Source organism: Streptomyces sp. NPDC057702 (genome assembly GCF_042799315.1).
GTDB lineage: Bacteria > Actinomycetota > Actinomycetes > Streptomycetales > Streptomycetaceae > Streptomyces.
Genome location: NZ_JBHVJC010000006.1, coordinates 131,236 through 149,680, shown reverse-complemented (window position 1 = coordinate 149,680; position 18,445 = coordinate 131,236). Strand labels below are relative to the sequence as shown.

Genomic DNA, 18,445 nt, shown 5'->3' with positions numbered 1-18,445 from the left:
CCGGCGCGCCGGCGGGCCCGGCGGTGTCCCCCGCACCCGCGCCGCCCCGTCCCCGCCGTCCGTACCGCCCGCTCCCCCGGGTACACGAGGGCCCGGGCGGGCGCGGGCTCGCCCCCGCGCCCCCCGGGCCCCGCGCTGTGCGGGCCGGCGTCACCGGCCCCGCTGCTGGGCGACCAGGCCGCGGACCGCCACGTTGAGCTGGAGCACGTTGACGTGCGGTTCGCCCAGGAAACCGGCCAGGCGCCCGTCGGTGTGCTGGTCGACCAGGCGTCGCACGGCGGATGGGGGCAGCCCGTTGACCCGGGCCACCCGGTTGACCTGGAGGTCCGCGTAGTCGGGCGAGATGTGCGGGTCGACGCCCGAGCCGGAGGCGGTCAGCGCGTCCACCGGCACCTCGCCGCGCGGCACGCCGTTGAAGTCGGCGATGGCCGCGCGCCGGGCGATGACCTCGTCCTTGAGGACCTCGCTGTCCGCGGCCAGGTTGGAGGCGCCCGAGACCACCAGGGAGTAGCGGGTGTTGTAGACGTTGGCGGATGCGGCCGACGGGCGTGGCTGGAACCACCGGGGGTCGGGCAGCGGGTCGCCGTTCGCGTCCTTGGTGTCGAGCGTGAAGCTCTGGCCGATCAGCGCGGAGCCGACGACCGTGCCGTTCTCCTTGATCTTCGAGCCGTTGGCCTTGTCGTGGAAGAGGGTCTGGGCGATGCCGGTGACCGCCAGCGGATAGAGCACTCCGCACACCAGGGTCAGCACCAGCAGGGCGCGCAGCCCCGCCGTGGCCAGTCGGAGCGTGCCGCGTAGGGAGGGGTTCATGAGTGTCACCCGATGCCAGGGATGAGGGAGATGAGCAGGTCGATGAGTTTGATGCCGACGAAGGGGGCGACGAGGCCGCCGAGGCCGTAGACGCCCAGGTTGCGGCGGAGCATCTGGTCGGCGCTCATCGGTCGGTAGCGCACGCCGCGCAGGGCCAGCGGCACCAGCGCGACGATGATCAGCGCGTTGAAGATCACCGCGGACAGGATCGCCGACTCCGACGAGGCGAGCCGCATGACGTTCAGCGCGTCCAGGCCCTCGTAGCCGGCGACGCCCGCGAACATCGCGGGGATGATCGCGAAGTACTTGGCGACGTCGTTGGCGATCGAGAAGGTCGTCAGCGCGCCCCGGGTGATCAGCAGTTGCTTGCCGATCTCCACGATCTCGATGAGCTTGGTGGGGTTGGAGTCCAGGTCCACCATGTTCCCGGCCTCCTTGGCGGCCGAGGTGCCGGTGTTCATGGCCACCCCGACGTCCGCCTGGGCCAGCGCGGGGGCGTCGTTGGTGCCGTCGCCGGTCATCGCGACCAGCTTGCCGCCGGACTGCTCCCGCTTGATCAGTGCCATCTTGTCCTCGGGCGTGGCCTCGGCGAGGAAGTCGTCCACGCCCGCCTCGTCCGCGATGGCCCTGGCCGTCAACGGGTTGTCGCCGGTGATCATGACGGTCCTGATGCCCATGCGCCGCAGCTCCTCGAAGCGCTCGCGCATGCCGTCCTTGACGACGTCCTTGAGGTGGATGACACCGAGCACGCGCGGACCCCGCTCGTCCTCGACGGCCACCAGCAGCGGCGTGCCGCCCTCGGCGGCGATGGCGTCCACCTTCTCCTGGGCGTCGGGGGAGACGGCCGCGCCGCGCTCGCCCACCCAGGCGGTGACGGCCGCCGCCGCGCCCTTGCGCACCCGGCGCTCGGCCCCGTCCGCCGTGGTCAGGTCCACGCCGGACATCCGGGTCTGCGCGGTGAAGGGCACGAAGACGGCCCGGCCCAGCTCCCCCTCGTGGCGCGCCCGCAGCCCGTGGCGCTCCTTGGCCAGGACGACGACGGAGCGGCCCTCGGGGGTCTCGTCGGCCAGCGAGGAGAGCTGGGCGGCGTCGGCCACCTCCGTCTCGGACACGCCGTCCACGGGGACGAACCGCGCCGCCTGCCGGTCGCCCAGGGTGATGGTGCCGGTCTTGTCGAGCAGCAGCGTGGAGACGTCCCCGGCGGCCTCCACGGCCCGCCCGGACATGGCGAGCACGTTGCGCTGCACCAGCCGGTCCATGCCCGCGATGCCGATGGCCGAGAGCAGCGCCCCGATGGTCGTCGGGATCAGGCACACCAGCAGCGCGGCCAGCACGATCATGCCCTGCCGGGCGCCGGCGTAGGTCGCGAACGGCTGGAGGGTGACCACCGCGAGCAGGAAGACGATGGTCAGCGAGGCGAGCAGGATGTTCAGCGCGACCTCGTTGGGCGTCTTCTGTCGGGCCGCGCCCTCCACCAGGTTGATCATCCGGTCGATGAAGGTCTCACCGGGCCGAGTGGTGATCTTGATGACGACGCGGTCGGAGAGCACCTTGGTGCCACCGGTGACGGCCGAGCGGTCGCCGCCGGACTCGCGGATGACCGGGGCCGACTCGCCGGTGATGGCCGACTCGTCCACGGAGGCCACGCCCTCGACCACGTCGCCGTCGCCGGGTATGACGTCACCCGCCTCGCAGACCACCAGGTCACCCACGCGCAGGTCCGTGCCCGGCACCCGCTCCTCGCCGTCGGAGGGAAGGAGGCGCCGGGCGACGGTGTCGGTCTTGGCCCTGCGCAGGGTGTCGGCCTGCGCCTTGCCACGCCCCTCGGCGACCGCCTCGGCCAGGTTGGCGAAGAGCACGGTCAGCCACAGCCAGCCGGCGATGGCCCAGCCGAACCAGTCGCCCGGGTCCGCCAGCGCCAGCACGGTGGTCAGCACCGAGCCGATCTCGACGACGAACATGACGGGCGCCTTGACCTGCACCCGTGGATCGAGCTTGCGCAGCGCCTCGGGCACCGCGCGCGGCAGCCCGGCCGGGTCGAAGAGCCCGGCGGCCACCCGCGTCGGCTCCGCCCGCTCCGCGCGCGCCGTGGGTCCGTCGCCGGGAGGACGGTTCGTGGTGGCAGTGGACATGGCTTCCTCGGGACGGTCGGTGGTGGGTACGCGGTTCATGCCAGTCCCTCCGCGAGCGGGCCCAGGGCGAGCGCCGGGAAGAAGGTGAGCCCGGTGATGATCAGAATCGCGCCCACCAGGAGGCCGGCGAACAGCGGCTGCTCGGTGCGCAGGGTGCCCGCCGTCTTCGGTACGGGCTGCTGCTCGGCCAGCGAGCCGGCCAGGGCCAGCACGAAGACCATCGGCAGGAAGCGGCCGAGCAGCATGGCCAGGCCGATCGTGGTGTTGTACCACTGCGTGTTGGCGTTCAGCCCGCCGAAGGCCGAGCCGTTGTTGTTGGCGCCGGAGGTGAAGGCGTACAGGACCTCGCTGAAGCCGTGCGCGCCGCTGCCGTGCACGGAGTCCGCGGCGGTGTTGAGGATCGAGTCCGGCGGCGTGGCCAGGCTCATGGACAGGGCGGTGAAGCCGAGGACGAGGGTGGGGGTGACCAGGATGTAGCAGGCGGCGAACTTGATCTCGCGGGTGCCGATCTTCTTGCCCAGGTACTCGGGCGTCCGGCCGACCATCAGGCCCGCGATGAACACCGCGATGACGGCCATGATCAGCATGCCGTACAGGCCGGAGCCGACGCCCCCGGGCGCGATCTCCCCCAGCATCATGCCGAGCAGGTCCAGGCCGCCGCCGAAGCCGGTGTTGGAGGAGTGGAAGGAGTTGACGGCGCCGGTGGAGGTGAGCGTGGTGCTCACGGAGAAGATCGCCGAGCCGGCGACGCCGAACCGGACCTCCTTGCCCTCCAGCGCGCCGCCGGCCTCCGTCAGGGCCGCGCCGCCGTGGTGGAACTCGGTCCACAGCATCAGCGAGACGAAGCCCAGCCAGATCAGCCCCATCGTGCCCAGGATCGCGTAGCCCTGGCGGGTGTTGCCGACCATGCGGCCGAAGGTGCGGGTCAGCGAGAAGGGGATGACCAGGATCAGGAAGATCTCGAAGAGGTTGGACAGTCCGTTGGGGTTCTCGAAGGGGTGCGCGGAGTTGGCGTTGAAGTAGCCGCCGCCGTTGGTCCCGAGCTCCTTGATCACTTCCTGCGAGGCCACGGCCCCGCCGTTGGTCTGCTGGGTGCCGCCGCCGAACTGGCCGACGTCGTGGATGCCGGCGAAGTTCTGGATGACGCCGCAGGCCACCAGCACGACGGCGCCGATGACCGCCATCGGGATCAGCACCCGGACCAGGCCGCGCACCAGGTCGGCCCAGAAGTTGCCGAGCTCGCCGGTGCGGGACCGGGCGAAGCCGCGGACCAGCGCGACGGCCACGGCGATGCCGACGGCGGCCGAGAGGAAGTTCTGCACCGCCAGACCGCCGGTCTGCACGAGGTGGCCTATCGACTGCTCGCCCGCGTAGGACTGCCAGTTGGTGTTGGCCACGAAGGAGGCGGCGGTGTTGAACGCCTGGTGCGGCGAGATGGCGGTGAAGCCGTACGAGAGGGGCAGGCTGCCCTGCACGCGCTGGAGCAGGTACAGGAACAGGACGCCGGCCAGCGAGAACGCCAGGACCGAGCGCAGGTAGGTGGGCCAGCGCATCTGGACCGACGGGTTGGCGCCGATGCAGCGGTAGACCCACTTCTCCACCCGCAGGTCCCTGGTGGAGCTGTAGACGGCGGCCAGGTAGTCGCCCAGCGGCCGGTAGACCAGGGCCAGCGCCCCGACCAGGGCGGCTATCTGGAGGACTCCCGCGAGGAGAGGACTCATGACGAGCTCAGAACCTCTCCGGGAAGACGAGGGCGAGGACCAGGTAGCCCAGCAGGGCGACGGCCACGATCAGCCCGACGACGTTCTCGGCGGTCACAGCTTCGTCACCCCCTTGGCGACGAGTGCCACCAACGCGAAGACCGCGATCGTGGTGACGACGAAGGCCAGGTCGGCCATCGTGAGCTCCTAGAGGTTCGAAAGCTGTTCGGACCTCTTGAGCAAACCCCCCACACCGCGCGCCGAGCCCTCCGTTGACGGCTCCTATACGGCCATGTACGCCGTGTTGACGGATTCTCTACGCCACCCGCCCGGACCTGCGAGAAAACGGTGGGCCCCACTCCGCGGAACGGAATGGGGCCCACCGTTGAGGTCAGTTTCCGGCCATGACCTGGGCCGACGCGAGCCGTGGACGGCGCGCCGCGCGCGTCAGCGCACCTCGGTGATCTCGGGGCCGCGCTGGAGCTGGTCGACACCGCCCGCGAACCGCGAGCCGGCGGCCTCGTCCTGCTGTACGCCACCCTCGGCGACCATCTGCGCGTCGTCGGGCAGCTTGAGGACGATGGGGTCACGGGGGGCCATCGGCGACTCGCCCCGCACCACCACGGTGTCCTGGACGATCTGCTCCAGGAGTCCGGCCGCCTCCGGCTGGACCGCGCCCTGACCCGAGATCACGCCCCGCAGGAACCAGCGCGGCCCGTCCACCCCGACGAACCGGACGAGCTGCACGCCGTTGGTGCCGTCCGGGAGCTGCACGGGCACCTGGGCCCGCAGCTCCCAGCCGAGCGGGCCCTCCACCTCGTCGATGACGCCGCCCTGCTGGGTGATGCCGCTGGCGATCTCCTCGCGCACCTCGCGCCAGATGCCCTCGTTCTTGGGGGCGGCGAAGCCCTGCAACTGCACCGCGCTGTCGCGCAGCACGACGGTCGCGGCGACGATCGAGTCACCGGCGACCTCGACCCGCAGCTCCATGCCCTCGACTCCGGGCACGAACAGCCCGCCGAGGTCCACGCGTCCCTCGCCGGGCTCGCTGACCTCGGAGACGTCCCACGGCCCATCGGGGCGCGGCGCGGGCGGCAGGCTCACCTGCTCCGCCTCGTCGACCAGGTCATCGGCAGGATCGTCCGCCGCGTCCTCGGCCAACTCCTCGGCGGCCACGTCGTCGACCTGGTCGACGGCGTCCTCACTGCGCTTGCGTCGACGTCCGAACACGTCACAGTCCTTCCCGGTCGACACCGACCGAAGAGTATCCATTCCCACCCGATGAGCCGCCCACCGCGGCATGACCCCCCGTGGACCCGAAGCCCCCGTCGGCGCGCGCCGAACCGGGAAGCTCCGCCACCTCGTGGAAGCGCGCCTTCTCCACTTGCTGGACGATGAGCTGGGCGATCCGGTCGAACCGCTCGAACCGCACGCTCTCGCGCGGGTCCAGGTTGACCACGATCACCTTGATCTCTCCACGGTACCCGGCATCCACCGTGCCGGGAGCATTCACCAGCGCGACGCCCAGGCGGGCGGCCAGCCCCGAGCGGGGGTGCACGAACGCCGCGTACCCGTCCGGGAGCGCGATGGACACCCCGGTGGGCAGCACCGCGCGCTCGCCGGGGGCGAGTTCGGCGGCCTCGGTGGTGACCAGGTCCGCCCCGGCGTCGCCGGGATGCCCGTAGGCGGGCAGCGGAACCGACGGGTCCACCCGTCGGATCAGTACGTCAACGGGCTCTCGGCTCACGGATTCACCTCAAAGGCACGCGCGACCTTGATCTGGTCCGGGTCGGAGAGGGCCGCGTCGATCTCCTCCGGCCGGCCGTTCTCGATGAAGTGGTCCACCTTCACCTCGACGAAGAGGGCGTCCGCTCGCACCGCGACGGGCCCCTCGGGCCCGCCGATCCGGCCGGTCGCCGTGGAGTAGATCTTGCGTCCGTGCACCGCCACCACATGGGCGGCCACGAACAGCTCGGTGCCCACCGGCACCGGAGCCACGAAGTCGGTCTCCAGCCGCCCGGTCACCGCGATCACCCGCAGCAGCCAGCCGAGCGAGCCCAGCGTCTCGTCCAGGGCCGTGGCCAGCACTCCGCCGTGGGCCAGCCCCGGGGCACCCTGGTGGGCCTCCTTGACCACGAAGCGAGCGGTGACGCCGACGCCCTCACCCGCCCGGATCGCCAGGTGCAGACCGTGCGGCTGGGCCTGACCGCAGCCGAAGCACTGGTCGTAGTGCGCACCGATCAGCTCGCCGGGGGCCGGCGCCTCGGGGTGTCGCACCGGCGGCACGGCCTCGGCCGGCGGCGTCAGCGATGTCGTTCGTCCACTCACGGATGCAGACCTTACCCGCGCTGGTGGGCGCCGGACTCCGCCGTGCCAAGCTGGAAACCATGCAGCCTTACGAAGAGCGCCTGACCGCACCCCGATTCTGGTGGCTCGTCGCCGCCCTGGCCGGTGTCGCCGGGGCGTTGATCCTGCTGCCGCTGGGGACGCTGGCCATGCTCGGCGGGCTGATCGGCGCATCGGCCCTGGCCAGCGTCGCGGTCAGCGCGTACGGCTCGGTCCGTATCCGGGTGGTGGCCGGTTCGCTGGTCGCCGGGGACGCGAAGATCCCGGTGTCGGCGCTGGGTGAGGCGCGGGTCCTGGACGAAGCCGAGGCCGTGGCCTGGCGCGGCCCCAAGGCCGACCCGCGGGCGTTCATGCTGCTGCGCAGCTACATCCCCACGGCGCTGCGGATCGAGGTCACCGACCCGGCCGATCCGACGCCCTACGTCTATCTCTCCACCCGCCACCCGCGGAAGCTGGCCGCGGCCATCGCGGCGGTGCGCGCCGGCTGAGAGCCGCTCCCCCACCCACGCCACGGGGCAGGGGCACGCGGAGCGGGACGGCGGCAGGACGCGCGCCGGGGCGTACGGGACGCGGGGTGACCTGACGCCCGGGGACGAGCCGGGGGGCGTCAGCCGCGCGGGCGGCGGCGCGGGCCGCGACGCGCGGGGGCGGACTCGGGGTGCGGGGCGGACTCGGCCGGAAGGCTCGGGATGTCCCGCGTCGTGGCGAGCCCGGTGTCCGGTGGCGGCGCGACGGCCGGCCCGGAGGGTGGGAGCTGGTCCCAGGGGACCTGGCGGGTCCGCAGGTCCGCGCGGACCTTCGCGGCGAGGCGCCTGGTCTCGCGCCGGTTCATCATCGCGCCCACGGCCGCACCGATCATGAACGGCGCGAGGTTGGGCAGGTTGCGGAAGGTGCGCTTGACGATGCGCTGGCGCAGCTCGCGCTTGACGGGCCCGGACAGGGCCGCGTTGAAGCTGGTGGGCTTGATGACATCGATGCCGCGTTCCTGGGTCCACGCCGTGAGGTAGGCGGCCCAGCGCTGGTGCGGCGCGCCGGGCGCCGGCAGGCCGTAGACCTCGTGCAGCTCGGCGATGAGCTTGAACTCTATGGAGGCGACGCCGACGATCTCGGCGGCGAGCTCGGCCGGCATGGCGGGCGGAACGGGCAGCATCGCGGCGGCGCCCACGCCCGCGCCGACGGTCGAGGTGCCGCCCACGGCTCCCGCGACGAGCTTGTCCGCGATCTCCTCGGGGCCGAGCCCGGGAAACTGGGCTCGCAGCGTCGCGAGGTCCCGGACCGGCACGCGGGGCGCGCCCGCGATGATCCGGTCGGCGACGGCGGTCACACCCGCGCGTACGCCGCGACCGGTTCGCCTGGCCCCGCTACCAGCGGCCTTCGCCCCGCGACCGACAGCGTCCGCGAGCGAGGCCGCCCGGCCCCGCTCGACGTTCGCGTCACCTCGCTGGGAAACGTCCCGCACCGTGAGGGAGCCGTGTCTCAGGCCGCGCAGTCGCGGCAGATCGGCTGGCCGTTCTTCTCGGCGGCCAGCTGGCTCCGGTGGTGCACGAGGAAGCAGCTCATGCACGTGAACTCGTCCGCCTGACGCGGCAGCACACGCACCGACAGCTCCTCGTTCGAGAGGTCGGCGCCGGGCAGCTCAAGGCCCTCCGCCTGCTCGAACTCGTCCACGTCGACCGTGGACGCGGACTTGTCGTTCCGCCGGGCCTTCAGCTCCTCAATACTGTCCTCGTTGACGTCGTCATCGGTCTTGCGTGGGGTGTCGTAGTCCGTTGCCATGTCGCTCTCCCCCTCTGGGTATCTGCGGTGTCTCCAGCGCACGTAACGCGTGAGAGGCCGGACTTGTGCCCGACCCGAGGCGGAGATTTTGCCTCACATCAAGGTCTGTTACTCAATCGACACCCAACCGGCCCCCTGAAGAGGTGATCGGCTTGGATGGCGGTCGGACGGTACACGATGCGCGGGGGGTAGTTCACACGCACCCTCACCGGTACTTCCCGTGATCGCGACCCCCGGAAACCCGGATTTTCCCGGCTTTGCACCCCTCTCAGCGGCTACAGAGAGTACCTGGCCGAAAATTCGCCCATGTGATCGAAAACACATGCTAATGAGTCTCACCGAGTCAGGATAATTCCGCTAAAGGCGAACACAGTAGGAACTGCCCCGCTCTCGATTTCCCGGCCGGATCACGTCGGGAAGGAGACCTGGACCACCAGACCGCCCCCCTCGCGCGGCATCGCCACGATCCGCCCGCCGTGCGCCCGCACCACCGACCGCACGATCGACAGGCCGAGCCCGACCCCCTTGTCGCTGCCGGTGCGCTCGGTCCGCAGCCGCCGGAAGGGCTCGAAGATGTTGTCCACCTCGTACGCGGGCACCACCGGCCCCGTGTTCGAGACCACCAGCACCGCCTCCGTGCGCTGGAGCGAGGTGCTCACCTCCACCCAGCCGTCGGGCGCGTTGTAGCGCACCGCGTTCTGTACGAGGTTCAGCGCCACCCGCTCCAGCAGCACGCCGTTGCCCTGGAGCACCGCGGGCTCCCGCTCGCCCCGCAGCTCCACGCCCTTGGCCTGGGCCTCGGTACGCGCCTGGTCGACCGCCTGGGTGGCGACCTCGGCCAGGTCCACCGGCTTGCGGTCCACGATCTCGTTGTCGCTGCGGGCCAGCAGCAACAACCCCTCCACCAGCTGCTCGCTGCGCTCGTTGGTGGCCAGCAGCGTCTTGCCGAGCTGGGTCAGCTCCGGCGAGGCGTCCGGGTCCGAGAGCTGGACCTCCAGGAGCGTGCGGTTGATCGCCAGGGGCGTGCGCAGCTCGTGCGAGGCGTTGGCGACGAACCGCTGCTGGGCCGTGAAGGCCCGGCCGAGGCGCTCCAGCATCTCGTCGAAGGTGTCCGAGAGCTCCTTGAGCTCGTCGTCGGGGCCACCCAGCTCGATCCGCCGGGACAGGTCCGAGCCGGCCACCTGGCGCGCCGTGCGGGTGATCCGGCCCAGCGGCGACAGGACGCGTCCGGCCATCGCGTACCCGAAGGCGAAGGCGACGACGGTCAGCCCGAGCAGCGCCAACAGCGACCGGCGCAGCAGGCCGTCGAGCGCCATCTCGCGCTGCGCCTGCATGCACTGGGACACCGCGTGGTTGAACTGCGTGACGTTGCCCCGATCGGGCAGGTCACAGACGTCACTGGTGGCCCGGTAGTCGGCGTTGATGATCTGGAACGGCAGCTCGTTGCCCTTGTGCAGCGCGTCGGCCGCCAGCAGGTAGATGATCGACAGCAGCAGGATTCCGGCCATCAGGAACATGCCGCCGTACAGCAGCGTGAGGCGTATCCGGATGGTCGGGCGCAGCCAGGGGAAGGGCCGGCCCAGCTCCGCCGGGGACCAGTGGGGTTTGGGGGGCGCGGTGGGGCGGGGCGGGGCGGGGGGAGGAGTGGCGGCCATCCCCGGTCAGATCCGGTATCCGGAGCCGGGCACGGTCACGATCACGGCGGGCTCACCCAGCTTGCGGCGCAGGGTCATCACGGTGACCCGGACCACGTTGGTGAACGGGTCGGTGTTCTCGTCCCACGCCTTCTCCAGAAGCTGCTCCGCCGAGACCACGGCTCCCTCGCTGCGCAGCAGCACCTCCAGGACCGCGAACTCCTTCGGGGCGAGCTGGATCTCCTGGCCGTCGCGGAAGACCTCGCGGCGGTTGGGGTCCAGCTTGATGCCGGCACGCTCCAGGACCGGCGGCAGGGCCACGGTCGTACGGCGGCCGAGCGCCCGCACCCGGGCGATGAGTTCGCTGAACGCGAACGGCTTGGGCAGGTAGTCGTCGGCGCCGATCTCCAGCCCCTCGACCCGGTCGCTGACGTCGCCGGACGCGGTGAGCATCAGGACGCGGGTGGGCAGCCCGAGGTCGACGAGCTTGCGACACACCTCGTCGCCGTGGACCAGGGGCAGGTCGCGGTCGAGGACCACCACGTCGTAGTCGTTGACGGCGATCCGCTCCAGTGCGGCGGCGCCGTCGTAGACGACGTCGACGGCCATGGCCTCGCGCCGCAGCCCGGTGGCCACCGCGTCCGCGAGAAGCTGCTCGTCCTCCACGACGAGTACACGCACGGTGCTGTCCTTTCCCTACGCCCCAAGGGGCGGCTGACCCGTCGGGGTCGACTGAGTGTGCTCAACGTTCGCCGCGCGCTGGTCTGGTGTTCGCCGCGCGCTCACCCCGGGGCCATCACCCCGTGGGCGGCGCACCGCTCAAGCGCCTGGTGAGCCCCTCCATCCTGCCCCCAAGCCCGGTAAACCGGCGGTAAGGGACGGCCCTGCCGGGCCGGGTGCGGCGACCCGTGGGGCGAGAGCAAGCGGCGGGGATTCTTTGTGAGGGCGAGGTTTCTGGGCGCGGAGGGCTGGGGAAGACGACTGCACACCCCACGATCACGCCCTGACTGAGGCACTCGACCCTCCGGTGCCGCTTTTCGGGGATGGCGTACGTGATCGTCCTCCCGCCACCGCGCGGGAAACCTCCAGGGCACACCCCCGTGCCACCGAGCCGACCCACGACGAGGGGGCGCACCATGGACGCGTTCACCGCAGGACTTCTGCAGCGCATAGAGGCCACCGAAACGGACCTGACCCGCGCCCGCGAGACGGGCGATGACTTCCTGGTCGAGGTAGAGCAGGCGGAGCTGGACGACCTGCGTCGACTGGCCGCCGAGCACGGCGTGCAGGTCGGCGCCACCGCCTGAGTCAGCCATCCGCCCCGGTACCGCGCCCGGTACCGGGGCGTTGTGGTGCCCGCTCCCCCGCGCGGTCGCCGGCTCGTGGGCCCCGGGGTCCCTGACTAGTCGTGCCAGGCGCCCAGTGCCTCCAGGCGGTCCCGCAGGGGGGCGAAGAGGCCTGGCGTGGCGGCTATCGCGAGGTCCGGGCTCAGCGGCTCGCCCGGCCGGCCACCCGTCAGGGCGCCGGCCTCGCGGGCGACGAGGTCGCCCGCCGCGTAGTCCCAGGGGTTGAGCCCGCGCTCGTAGTAGCCGTCCAGCCGCCCGCAGGCCACGTCGCACAGGTCGATGGCGGCCGAGCCGCCACGGCGGATGTCCCGCACCTGGGGCAGCAGCACCCTGACCACCTCGGCCTGGGCCACCTTGCGCTCGGTGAGGTAGCTGAAGCCGGTGCCGATCAGGGACTGCTCGAAGGGCGGCGTCGGGCGCACCCGCAGCCGCCTCTCGCCCAGGTGGGCGCCGGCCCCGGCGACGGCCCGGAACGTCTCGCCGCGCATCGGCACCTCCACCACGCCCACGGCGGTGTGCCCGTCCACCTCGGCGGCGATGCTGACCGACCACGAGGGCAGCCCGTAGAGGTAGTTCACCGTGCCGTCGATGGGGTCGATGATCCAACGCACCCCGCTGCTGCCCGTCTTGCTCGCGCCCTCCTCGCCGAGCAGTCCGTCCTCGGGGCGGCGCGCGCCGATGAAGTCGGTGATCAGCCGCTCGGCGGCGATGTCCATCTCGGTGACCACGTCGATGGGGCTGGTCTTGGTCGCGGCCACGCCCAGGTCGGCGGGGCGGCCGTCGCGCAACAGCGTGCCCGCCCGGTGAGCCGCCTCCAGGGCGACGGTCAGGAGTTCGGCCTTGAGTTCGCCGGTCGGCTGGTCGTTCACGATGCTCCTCGCACGGGGCTGACAACGGTGTGCACGGCGTGTGCCGTGGGCACGGGGCGTGGCGGCGGGTGCGCGTCGGTGGCCCGCGACGGCCCGCGTGCCACGCCGGGGGCGGTCGCCCGCGGGGCCCGGCCGCTCACTCGGCTCCGGCGGCGGCCGGCCGGGGGGTACGGGCCGGGCAGCAGCCCACCGGACACACGTCGTGGCTGGGGCCCAGCGCGCCCAGCGCGCACCGCTCGGGCGGGGCCGCACCCGGTGTGGGCGTCGCGGCGAACCGCTCGGTGGCCGCCCGTTCGACGGCCAGGTCCCGCACGGCGGCGGCGAAGCGCGGATCGGCGCCGACGGTGGCCGCGCGGCTGACCGGCAGCCCCAGTTCGGCGGCCTTGTCCCGGGCCTCGGTGTCGAGGTCGTACTTGACCTCCATGTGGTCCGAGACGAAGCCGATGGGCACCATGACGGCCCCGGTCACCCCCGCGCCGTGCAGCTCCTCCAGGTGGTCGCAGATGTCCGGTTCGAGCCAGGGGATGTGCGGGGCGCCGCTGCGCGACTGGTAGACCAGCCGCCACGGGTGCTCCACGCCGGTGCGCTCGCGTACGGCGTCCACGATCACGCGGGCCACGTCCCGGTGCTGGGCCACGTACGCGCCGCCCTCGCCGTCGGTGGTGTGTGTCGCGGGCGGGCCGGAGGTGTCGGCGGCGGCCGTGGGGATGGAGTGCGTGGTGAAGGCCAGGTGCGCCTCGGCCCGCACGTCCCCGGGCAGTTCGGCCAGGGCCGCGAGCGTCGCGTCCACCATGGGCTCGATGAACCCCGGGTGGTTGAAGTAGTGCCGGAGCTTGTCGATCCGGGGCGTCTCGAGGCCCTCAGTGCTCAGGGTGGCGAGCGCGTCGGCGAGGTTCTCGCGGTACTGCCGGCAGCCCGAGTAGGAGGCGTACGCGCTGGTGGCCAGCGTCAGGACGCGGCGGTGACCGTCGCGGACGATCTCGCGCAGGGTGTCGGTGAGGTAGGGGGCCCAGTTCCGGTTGCCCCAGTAGACCGGCAGGTCCAGGCCGTGCTGGGCGAAGTCCTCGCGCAGCGCCCGCAACAGGGCGCGGTTCTGCTCGTTGATCGGGCTGACCCCGCCGAACAGGAAGTAGTGCTGGCCGACCTCTTTGAGCCGTTCTCGGGGGATGCCCCGGCCACGGGTCACGTTCTCCAGGAAGGGGACCACGTCCTCGGGCCCCTCGGGGCCGCCGAAGGACAGCAGGAGCAGCGCGTCGTACGGGGCGGCGGAGGCGGCTGGAGCGGGGTGTGCGGAGGGGGGCTCGGCTGACATGTGATCGATCCTGCCACTCGTCCGCGACGGCCGGGAAATACCCATGCACCGCATCCTCGCGAGCCGTAAGCTGTATCGGCCCAAGACGTCCCTTACCCGGCGGAGCGCGCCCCGTGCCCAACCCGTACCGCGAGATCTTCGCCGCCCCCGGCACCGCGGGATTCTCCGCCGCGGGATTCCTCGGCCGCATGCCGGTGGCCATGATGAGCATCGGCGTCGTGACGATGATCTCGGAAATCACCGGCCGGTATGGGCTGGCCGGGGCACTGGCGGCGACGCTGGCGCTGTCGGGCGCGGTGATCGGCCCGCAGATCTCCCGGCTGGTGGACCTGCACGGCCAGCGCCGCGTCCTGCGGCCCGCGGTGCTGGTGGCGCTGACCGCGATCGCGGGGCTGCTGCTGTGCGCGCAGCGGGGCTGGCCGGACTGGGTGATGTTCGTCTGTGCCGCCTGCGGTGGCTGCGTGCCCTCGCTCGGCTCCATGATCAGGTCCCGCTGGGCCAACATCTACCGTGGCGAGCCGCGCCGGCTGCACACCGCGTACTCCTTCGAGTCCGTCGTGGACGAGCTCTGCTTCATCCTGGGCCCCATCATCGCCATCGGCCTGTCCACCACCTGGTTCCCCGAGGCCGGACCGCTGGTGGCCGCGTGCTTCCTGGCCAGCGGCGTGTTCTGGCTGACCGCGCAGCGGGCCACCGAGCCGACCCCGCAGCCGCGTGGCGCCGACCACGCCAAGGGCTCGGCGCTGCGCACGCCCGCGCTGCGCATCCTGGTGGCCACCGGCGTGTTCAGCGGGGTGATCTTCAGCTCGGTGGACGTGGTCACGGTCGCCTTCGCCGAGGAGCAGGGCCACAAGTCGGCGGCGAGCCTGATCCTGGCGACCTACGCGGCCGGCTCGTGTCTGGCCGGCGCCGTGTTCGGGCTGATGCACCTCACCGGGCCGCCCGCGCGCCGCTGGCTGATCGGGGTGTGCGCGATGGCCGCGAGCGTGCTGCCGCTGCCGTTCGTGGGGAACATGGGCGTGCTGACGGCCGTGCTGTTCATCGCGGGGCTTGCCATCGCGCCGACGGGCGTGACCATCATGTCCCTCATTCAGCAGCACGTACCGCGCACCCAGCTGACCGAGGGCATGACCTGGGCCAGCACCGGGATCGCGACGGGCATCGCGCTCGGCGCGTTCGCCTCGGGGCGGGTGGTGGACACGGCGGGCGCCGAGACGGCGTACGCGGTACCGGGGATCGCCGGGGCCACCGCGGTGGTCCTCGCGTTCCTGGGCTACCGGCTGGTCGTACCGGCACAGCGGGCGGATTCCATACCGCCGGCACAGGGAGGGTTGGATGCGCAGGGCCAGGGTGGCGACGGACGGCACGACAGGGACGGTCGCGGGGAGGACGGGCGGCAGTCACAGCCCGTGGCGTAACTGGGCGGGGAACGTGAGCGCGCGTCCGGCGCGGGTCTGCTCGCCGGCCACCACGGCCGAGGTCGCCGACGCGGTGCGCTCGGCGGCCGAGGAGGGGCTGCCGGTCAAGGCGGTCGGTACGGGCCACTCGTTCACCACCGTCGCCGCCACCGAGGGGCTGCTCATCCGCCCCGAGCGGCTGAGCGGGGTGCACGCGCTGGACGTGGGTGCCCGGGCGGTGACCGTCGGCGCCGGAACCTCGCTCAAGCGGTTGAACACCACGTTGGCCGCGCACGGGCTGTCGCTGACCAACATGGGCGACATCATGGAGCAGACGGCCGCCGGGGCGACCAGCACCGGCACCCACGGCACCGGCCGCGCCTCCGCGTCCCTCTCGGCCCAGCTCACCGCCCTGGAGCTGGTGACGGCCGACGGCTCAGTGCTGCGCTGCTCGGCCACCGAGAACGCGGACCTCTTCGCCGCGGCCCGGATCGGGCTGGGAGCCCTCGGCGTCGTCACGGCCCTGACCTTCGCGGTGGAGCCCGAGTTCCTGCTCACCGCGCGCGAGGAGCCCCTGCCCTTCGACCAGGTCACCGAGGACTTCGACCGGCTGGCGACCGAGAACGAGCACTTCGAGTTCTACTGGTTCCCGCACACCGGCAACTGCCTCACCAAGCGCAACAACCGCAGTACGGGACCGCTCGACCCGCCCGGCCGGCTCAGCGGCTGGGTGGAGGACGAGCTGCTCTCCAACGGCCTCTTCCAGGCGGCGTGCGCCGTCGGCAGGGCGGTTCCGGCGACCATTCCCGGCATCGCGCAGCTCTCCAGCCGCGCCCTGTCCGCGCGGACCTACACGGACATCCCCTACCGGGTGTTCACCAGCCCGCGGCGGGTCCGCTTCGTCGAGTGCGAGTACGCGCTGCCGCGCGAGGCGGCGATCGAGGCGCTGCGCGAGCTGCGGGCGATGATCGACCGCTCACGGCTGCGGGTCAGCTTCCCGGTGGAGGTGCGCACCGCCCCCGCCGACGACATCCCGCTGTCCACCGCGTCCGGGCGCGACACCGCCTACCTCGCGGTGCACATGTACCGGGGCACGCCACACGAGGCGTACTTCACCGCCGTCGAGCGCATCATGACCGCGCACGGCGGCCGACCGCACTGGGGCAAGCTGCACAGCCGGGACGCGGAGTACCTCTCCGGCGTCTATCCACGGTTCGGCGAGTTCACGGCGGTGCGTGACCGGCTCGACCCGGGGCGCGTGTTCGGCAACGCGTACCTGCGCCGGGTGCTCGGCGACTGACCGGGCCGTCACCCGGCGGAGCCGACCGCCCGCGTTCGAGACGGAGAAGGTCGTGTACGCGGACGCCCTCGCGCACGTCCGGACGCGCTCGGCGCCGGGGCCCGGCGCCGAGCGCGTGAGTCATGGGGCGCCGGGTCAGTCCGCGTTCGGCGCATCAGGGCCGGTCAGGCCCGTGGAGCGATCGGGGCGCTGGCCCGCGTCGGCCGTGCCGCCGCCCTGCTTCTCGGCGCTTCCGCCCTCGGGGGGCGAGCCGCTCTCCTGCCCGGTGCCGGGTGTCGCGGGGCCGGTCGGGGTCGGCTCCGACGGCGTGCCGGGACGGGAGGAGTCGCCGGCGCCGGGAGCGGGCGTGGCCGGGTCGGCTCCGCTCTCCGGCGGGGTGGACGCGGGCGGGGCGGCCGGGGACCGGGTGGGGCGGGACGTGTCGCTCTCGGGGCGCGACGCGTCGGGTGTCGCGTGCGGGTCCTGGTCGCCGTGCCGGCCATGGTCGGAGTCCGCGCCCGGCGTCGGCCGCTCGACGGAGGGGGCGGGGTCGGGCCGGGTGGGCGTCTCGGAGTGGCGCGAGACGCTGTTGCTGAACGTCGTACCGCTCCTGTCGTCGCCCCACAGGTTGGACATCGGCCCGCCAGCGGCCCATTCGATGCCGGTGATCAGCGCCATGGCCAGCAGGAACGCGCCGAGCGCGGCCATCGCCAGCCGCCGCCCGCCGCGCAGCCGGGTGCCGTGCGTGGTGGCGCCGGTGAACTCCGCGCCGTCCTCGCCCCTCCCCCGCTCCGGGTCGCCGGCCTCCGTCGCGTCCGGCGCCCGCCCGGCGCCGGGCTCCGCGCCGAAGTGGTGCGGTCGCCGCGCCGCCGGGCCCACCCGTGGCAACGCCCGGGTGCGGTCGGCGGCTCGCGCCACGGCGTCGGCCGACACCCGTGGCAGCGCTCGCGTGCGGTCGGCGTCGGCCCAGGTCAGCGCCTGGGTGCGAGCGGCGTCGATCGGGGGCAGTGGTCGGGTGCGGTCGAGGTCGGTCGCGGGGCGTCGCGAGGTGACGGCCGGGGCGCGGGGCGCGTCGGCACCGGACACCTCGGCCCGCGCGGGTCGCGTGGCCCGCCCGGCGGCTCGGTGCGCGTCGGCGCCCCCGACGGTTGGTCGGCGCCTGGCGGCCGGCGCGTGCGGGACGGGGGGCGCCGGGGCTCGTGGCGTACCCGGCGCGCCGTCGCCGATGTGGGGCACCTGTCGAGCACGCGGCCGATGGTGCACCGTGACCTCGCGAAGCTGCTCCCCCGTGCGGTGGAAAAAGTGCTGGAACACCGAGCCGCCCGCGGTGGCCACCACGCTGACCACCCCGGCGCCGATGATGGTCCCGTACACGCCGAGCCGGGAGGCGAGTACGGCGGCGGCCACGGCCGCCAGGGCACTTCCGGCGACCTGAGCGACACTCAGTTCGAGCCGGCCGGTCTTCTGTTTTGCCTCGCTTTCCGGTGTGTTGCGCATCTCCCGCCTCTGGTCACCTTTCGATCCTCCTTGCACAAAGAAGTGACATTTGGGCGAAGTCTGTAGTTCCGCTTCCGTCGATTCTGTGAAACTCGACACCCGGTCGCCCGCCCGCCCGGGCTTGAGGGCCGTTCAACTCCCCTGGCCTACGACAACTTCGATGGCGCGGCGGTCTGCCCACTTGGCCCAAATGGAGTACTGTTGCGAACCCCGACCTCGCCATCCCGTCCGGCCGCCCGGACCGAACGGGAGAGGTCATCGGCGCCAACTCGACCAGCGGCGCCACGACATGGCATGGCGCGTACCGCACAGAGTGACTTATCGTCACTTTGGGTCGTAAACACGTC

18 protein-coding genes are annotated in these 18,445 nt (G+C 72.5%); 4 read left to right on the top strand and 14 right to left on the bottom strand.

Annotated elements, in window-relative coordinates:
- Nucleotides 1-150: 150 nt before the first annotated feature.
- The 7 genes from kdpC to ACFVFR_RS06280 all read right to left on the bottom strand — a co-directional run bounded on the left by kdpC (nucleotide 151) and on the right by ACFVFR_RS06280 (nucleotide 6,970).
- Nucleotides 151-810 (bottom strand): potassium-transporting ATPase subunit KdpC, encoded by a 660-nt coding sequence (gene kdpC / locus ACFVFR_RS06310; protein ID WP_383698505.1) that lies wholly within the window; start codon nucleotides 808-810, stop codon nucleotides 151-153.
- Between the two features lie 5 nt (nucleotides 811-815).
- Nucleotides 816-2,981 carry a potassium-transporting ATPase subunit KdpB gene (gene kdpB / locus ACFVFR_RS06305; RefSeq protein ID WP_383698504.1) on the bottom strand — a complete coding sequence of 722 codons (2,166 nt, stop codon included), beginning with the start codon at nucleotides 2,979-2,981 and terminating at the stop codon, nucleotides 816-818.
- Nucleotides 2,978-4,663, bottom strand: a complete 1,686-nt coding sequence (kdpA, locus tag ACFVFR_RS06300; protein WP_383698503.1) for a potassium-transporting ATPase subunit KdpA — start codon at nucleotides 4,661-4,663, stop codon at nucleotides 2,978-2,980. Before kdpA ends, kdpB begins: the two co-directional genes overlap by 4 nt.
- Before the next feature lie 7 nt (nucleotides 4,664-4,670).
- Complete coding sequence (kdpF, locus tag ACFVFR_RS06295; RefSeq protein ID WP_037896654.1) at nucleotides 4,671-4,760, bottom strand: K(+)-transporting ATPase subunit F; 90 nt, start codon at nucleotides 4,758-4,760, stop codon at nucleotides 4,671-4,673.
- A gap of 329 nt (nucleotides 4,761-5,089) precedes the next feature.
- On the bottom strand, nucleotides 5,090-5,872 hold the full coding sequence (locus ACFVFR_RS06290) for a DUF3710 domain-containing protein (protein WP_383698598.1): 783 nt from the start codon (nucleotides 5,870-5,872) through the stop codon (nucleotides 5,090-5,092).
- Between the two features lies 1 nt (nucleotide 5,873).
- Nucleotides 5,874-6,389 carry a dUTP diphosphatase gene (gene dut / locus ACFVFR_RS06285; protein WP_383698502.1) on the bottom strand — a complete coding sequence of 172 codons (516 nt, stop codon included), beginning with the start codon at nucleotides 6,387-6,389 and terminating at the stop codon, nucleotides 5,874-5,876.
- Nucleotides 6,386-6,970, bottom strand: coding sequence for a PaaI family thioesterase (locus tag ACFVFR_RS06280; protein ID WP_383698501.1), 585 nt, complete (start codon nucleotides 6,968-6,970; stop codon nucleotides 6,386-6,388). Before ACFVFR_RS06280 ends, dut begins: the two co-directional genes overlap by 4 nt.
- A gap of 59 nt (nucleotides 6,971-7,029) precedes the next feature.
- On the opposite strand from ACFVFR_RS06280, the gene ACFVFR_RS06275 reads away from it, so the two are divergent.
- Complete coding sequence (locus ACFVFR_RS06275; RefSeq protein WP_383698500.1) at nucleotides 7,030-7,476, top strand: DUF3093 domain-containing protein; 447 nt, start codon at nucleotides 7,030-7,032, stop codon at nucleotides 7,474-7,476.
- 119 nt (nucleotides 7,477-7,595) lie between these two features.
- Here ACFVFR_RS06275 and ACFVFR_RS06270 read toward each other — a convergent pair whose 3' ends face one another.
- The 4 genes from ACFVFR_RS06270 to ACFVFR_RS06255 form a co-directional block, all read right to left on the bottom strand.
- Nucleotides 7,596-8,543, bottom strand: coding sequence for a hypothetical protein (locus tag ACFVFR_RS06270; protein ID WP_383698597.1), 948 nt, complete (start codon nucleotides 8,541-8,543; stop codon nucleotides 7,596-7,598).
- Nucleotides 8,465-8,764, bottom strand: coding sequence for a DUF4193 domain-containing protein (locus tag ACFVFR_RS06265; RefSeq protein ID WP_176164529.1), 300 nt, complete (start codon nucleotides 8,762-8,764; stop codon nucleotides 8,465-8,467). Before ACFVFR_RS06265 ends, ACFVFR_RS06270 begins: the two co-directional genes overlap by 79 nt.
- 407 nt (nucleotides 8,765-9,171) lie before the next feature.
- A complete protein-coding gene (locus tag ACFVFR_RS06260) occupies nucleotides 9,172-10,419 on the bottom strand; it encodes a sensor histidine kinase (RefSeq protein WP_383698499.1) in 1,248 nt (415 codons plus the stop codon).
- Between the two features lie 6 nt (nucleotides 10,420-10,425).
- Nucleotides 10,426-11,079 (bottom strand): response regulator transcription factor, encoded by a 654-nt coding sequence (locus ACFVFR_RS06255; RefSeq protein WP_176164527.1) that lies wholly within the window; start codon nucleotides 11,077-11,079, stop codon nucleotides 10,426-10,428.
- Between the two features lie 455 nt (nucleotides 11,080-11,534).
- Here ACFVFR_RS06255 and ACFVFR_RS06250 point away from each other — a divergent pair, with 455 nt between their 5' ends.
- Nucleotides 11,535-11,705: a hypothetical protein gene (locus tag ACFVFR_RS06250; protein ID WP_383698498.1), complete on the top strand. Its 171-nt coding sequence runs from the start codon at nucleotides 11,535-11,537 to the stop codon at nucleotides 11,703-11,705.
- A 95-nt stretch (nucleotides 11,706-11,800) separates the two neighbouring features.
- Here the strand turns inward: ACFVFR_RS06250 and ACFVFR_RS06245 are convergent, their stop codons facing one another.
- Together ACFVFR_RS06245 and ACFVFR_RS06240 are read right to left on the bottom strand one after the other, a co-directional pair.
- Entirely contained in the window at nucleotides 11,801-12,613 is an 813-nt protein-coding gene (locus ACFVFR_RS06245) for an inositol monophosphatase family protein (RefSeq protein WP_383698497.1), read from the bottom strand.
- 136 nt (nucleotides 12,614-12,749) lie between these two features.
- Complete coding sequence (locus ACFVFR_RS06240) at nucleotides 12,750-13,925, bottom strand: ferrochelatase (protein ID WP_383698496.1); 1,176 nt, start codon at nucleotides 13,923-13,925, stop codon at nucleotides 12,750-12,752.
- Between the two features lie 113 nt (nucleotides 13,926-14,038).
- Between ACFVFR_RS06240 and ACFVFR_RS06235 the strand changes: the two genes are divergently transcribed.
- Together ACFVFR_RS06235 and ACFVFR_RS06230 are read left to right on the top strand one after the other, a co-directional pair.
- Complete coding sequence (locus ACFVFR_RS06235; RefSeq protein ID WP_383698495.1) at nucleotides 14,039-15,343, top strand: MFS transporter; 1,305 nt, start codon at nucleotides 14,039-14,041, stop codon at nucleotides 15,341-15,343.
- A complete protein-coding gene (locus tag ACFVFR_RS06230; protein ID WP_383698494.1) occupies nucleotides 15,261-16,622 on the top strand; it encodes a D-arabinono-1,4-lactone oxidase in 1,362 nt (453 codons plus the stop codon). Before ACFVFR_RS06235 ends, ACFVFR_RS06230 begins: the two co-directional genes overlap by 83 nt.
- 135 nt (nucleotides 16,623-16,757) lie before the next feature.
- On the opposite strand, the gene ACFVFR_RS06225 is transcribed toward ACFVFR_RS06230, so the two are convergent.
- Nucleotides 16,758-18,098: a hypothetical protein gene (locus tag ACFVFR_RS06225; protein ID WP_383698493.1), complete on the bottom strand. Its 1,341-nt coding sequence runs from the start codon at nucleotides 18,096-18,098 to the stop codon at nucleotides 16,758-16,760.
- Between the last annotated feature and the right edge of the window lie 347 nt (nucleotides 18,099-18,445).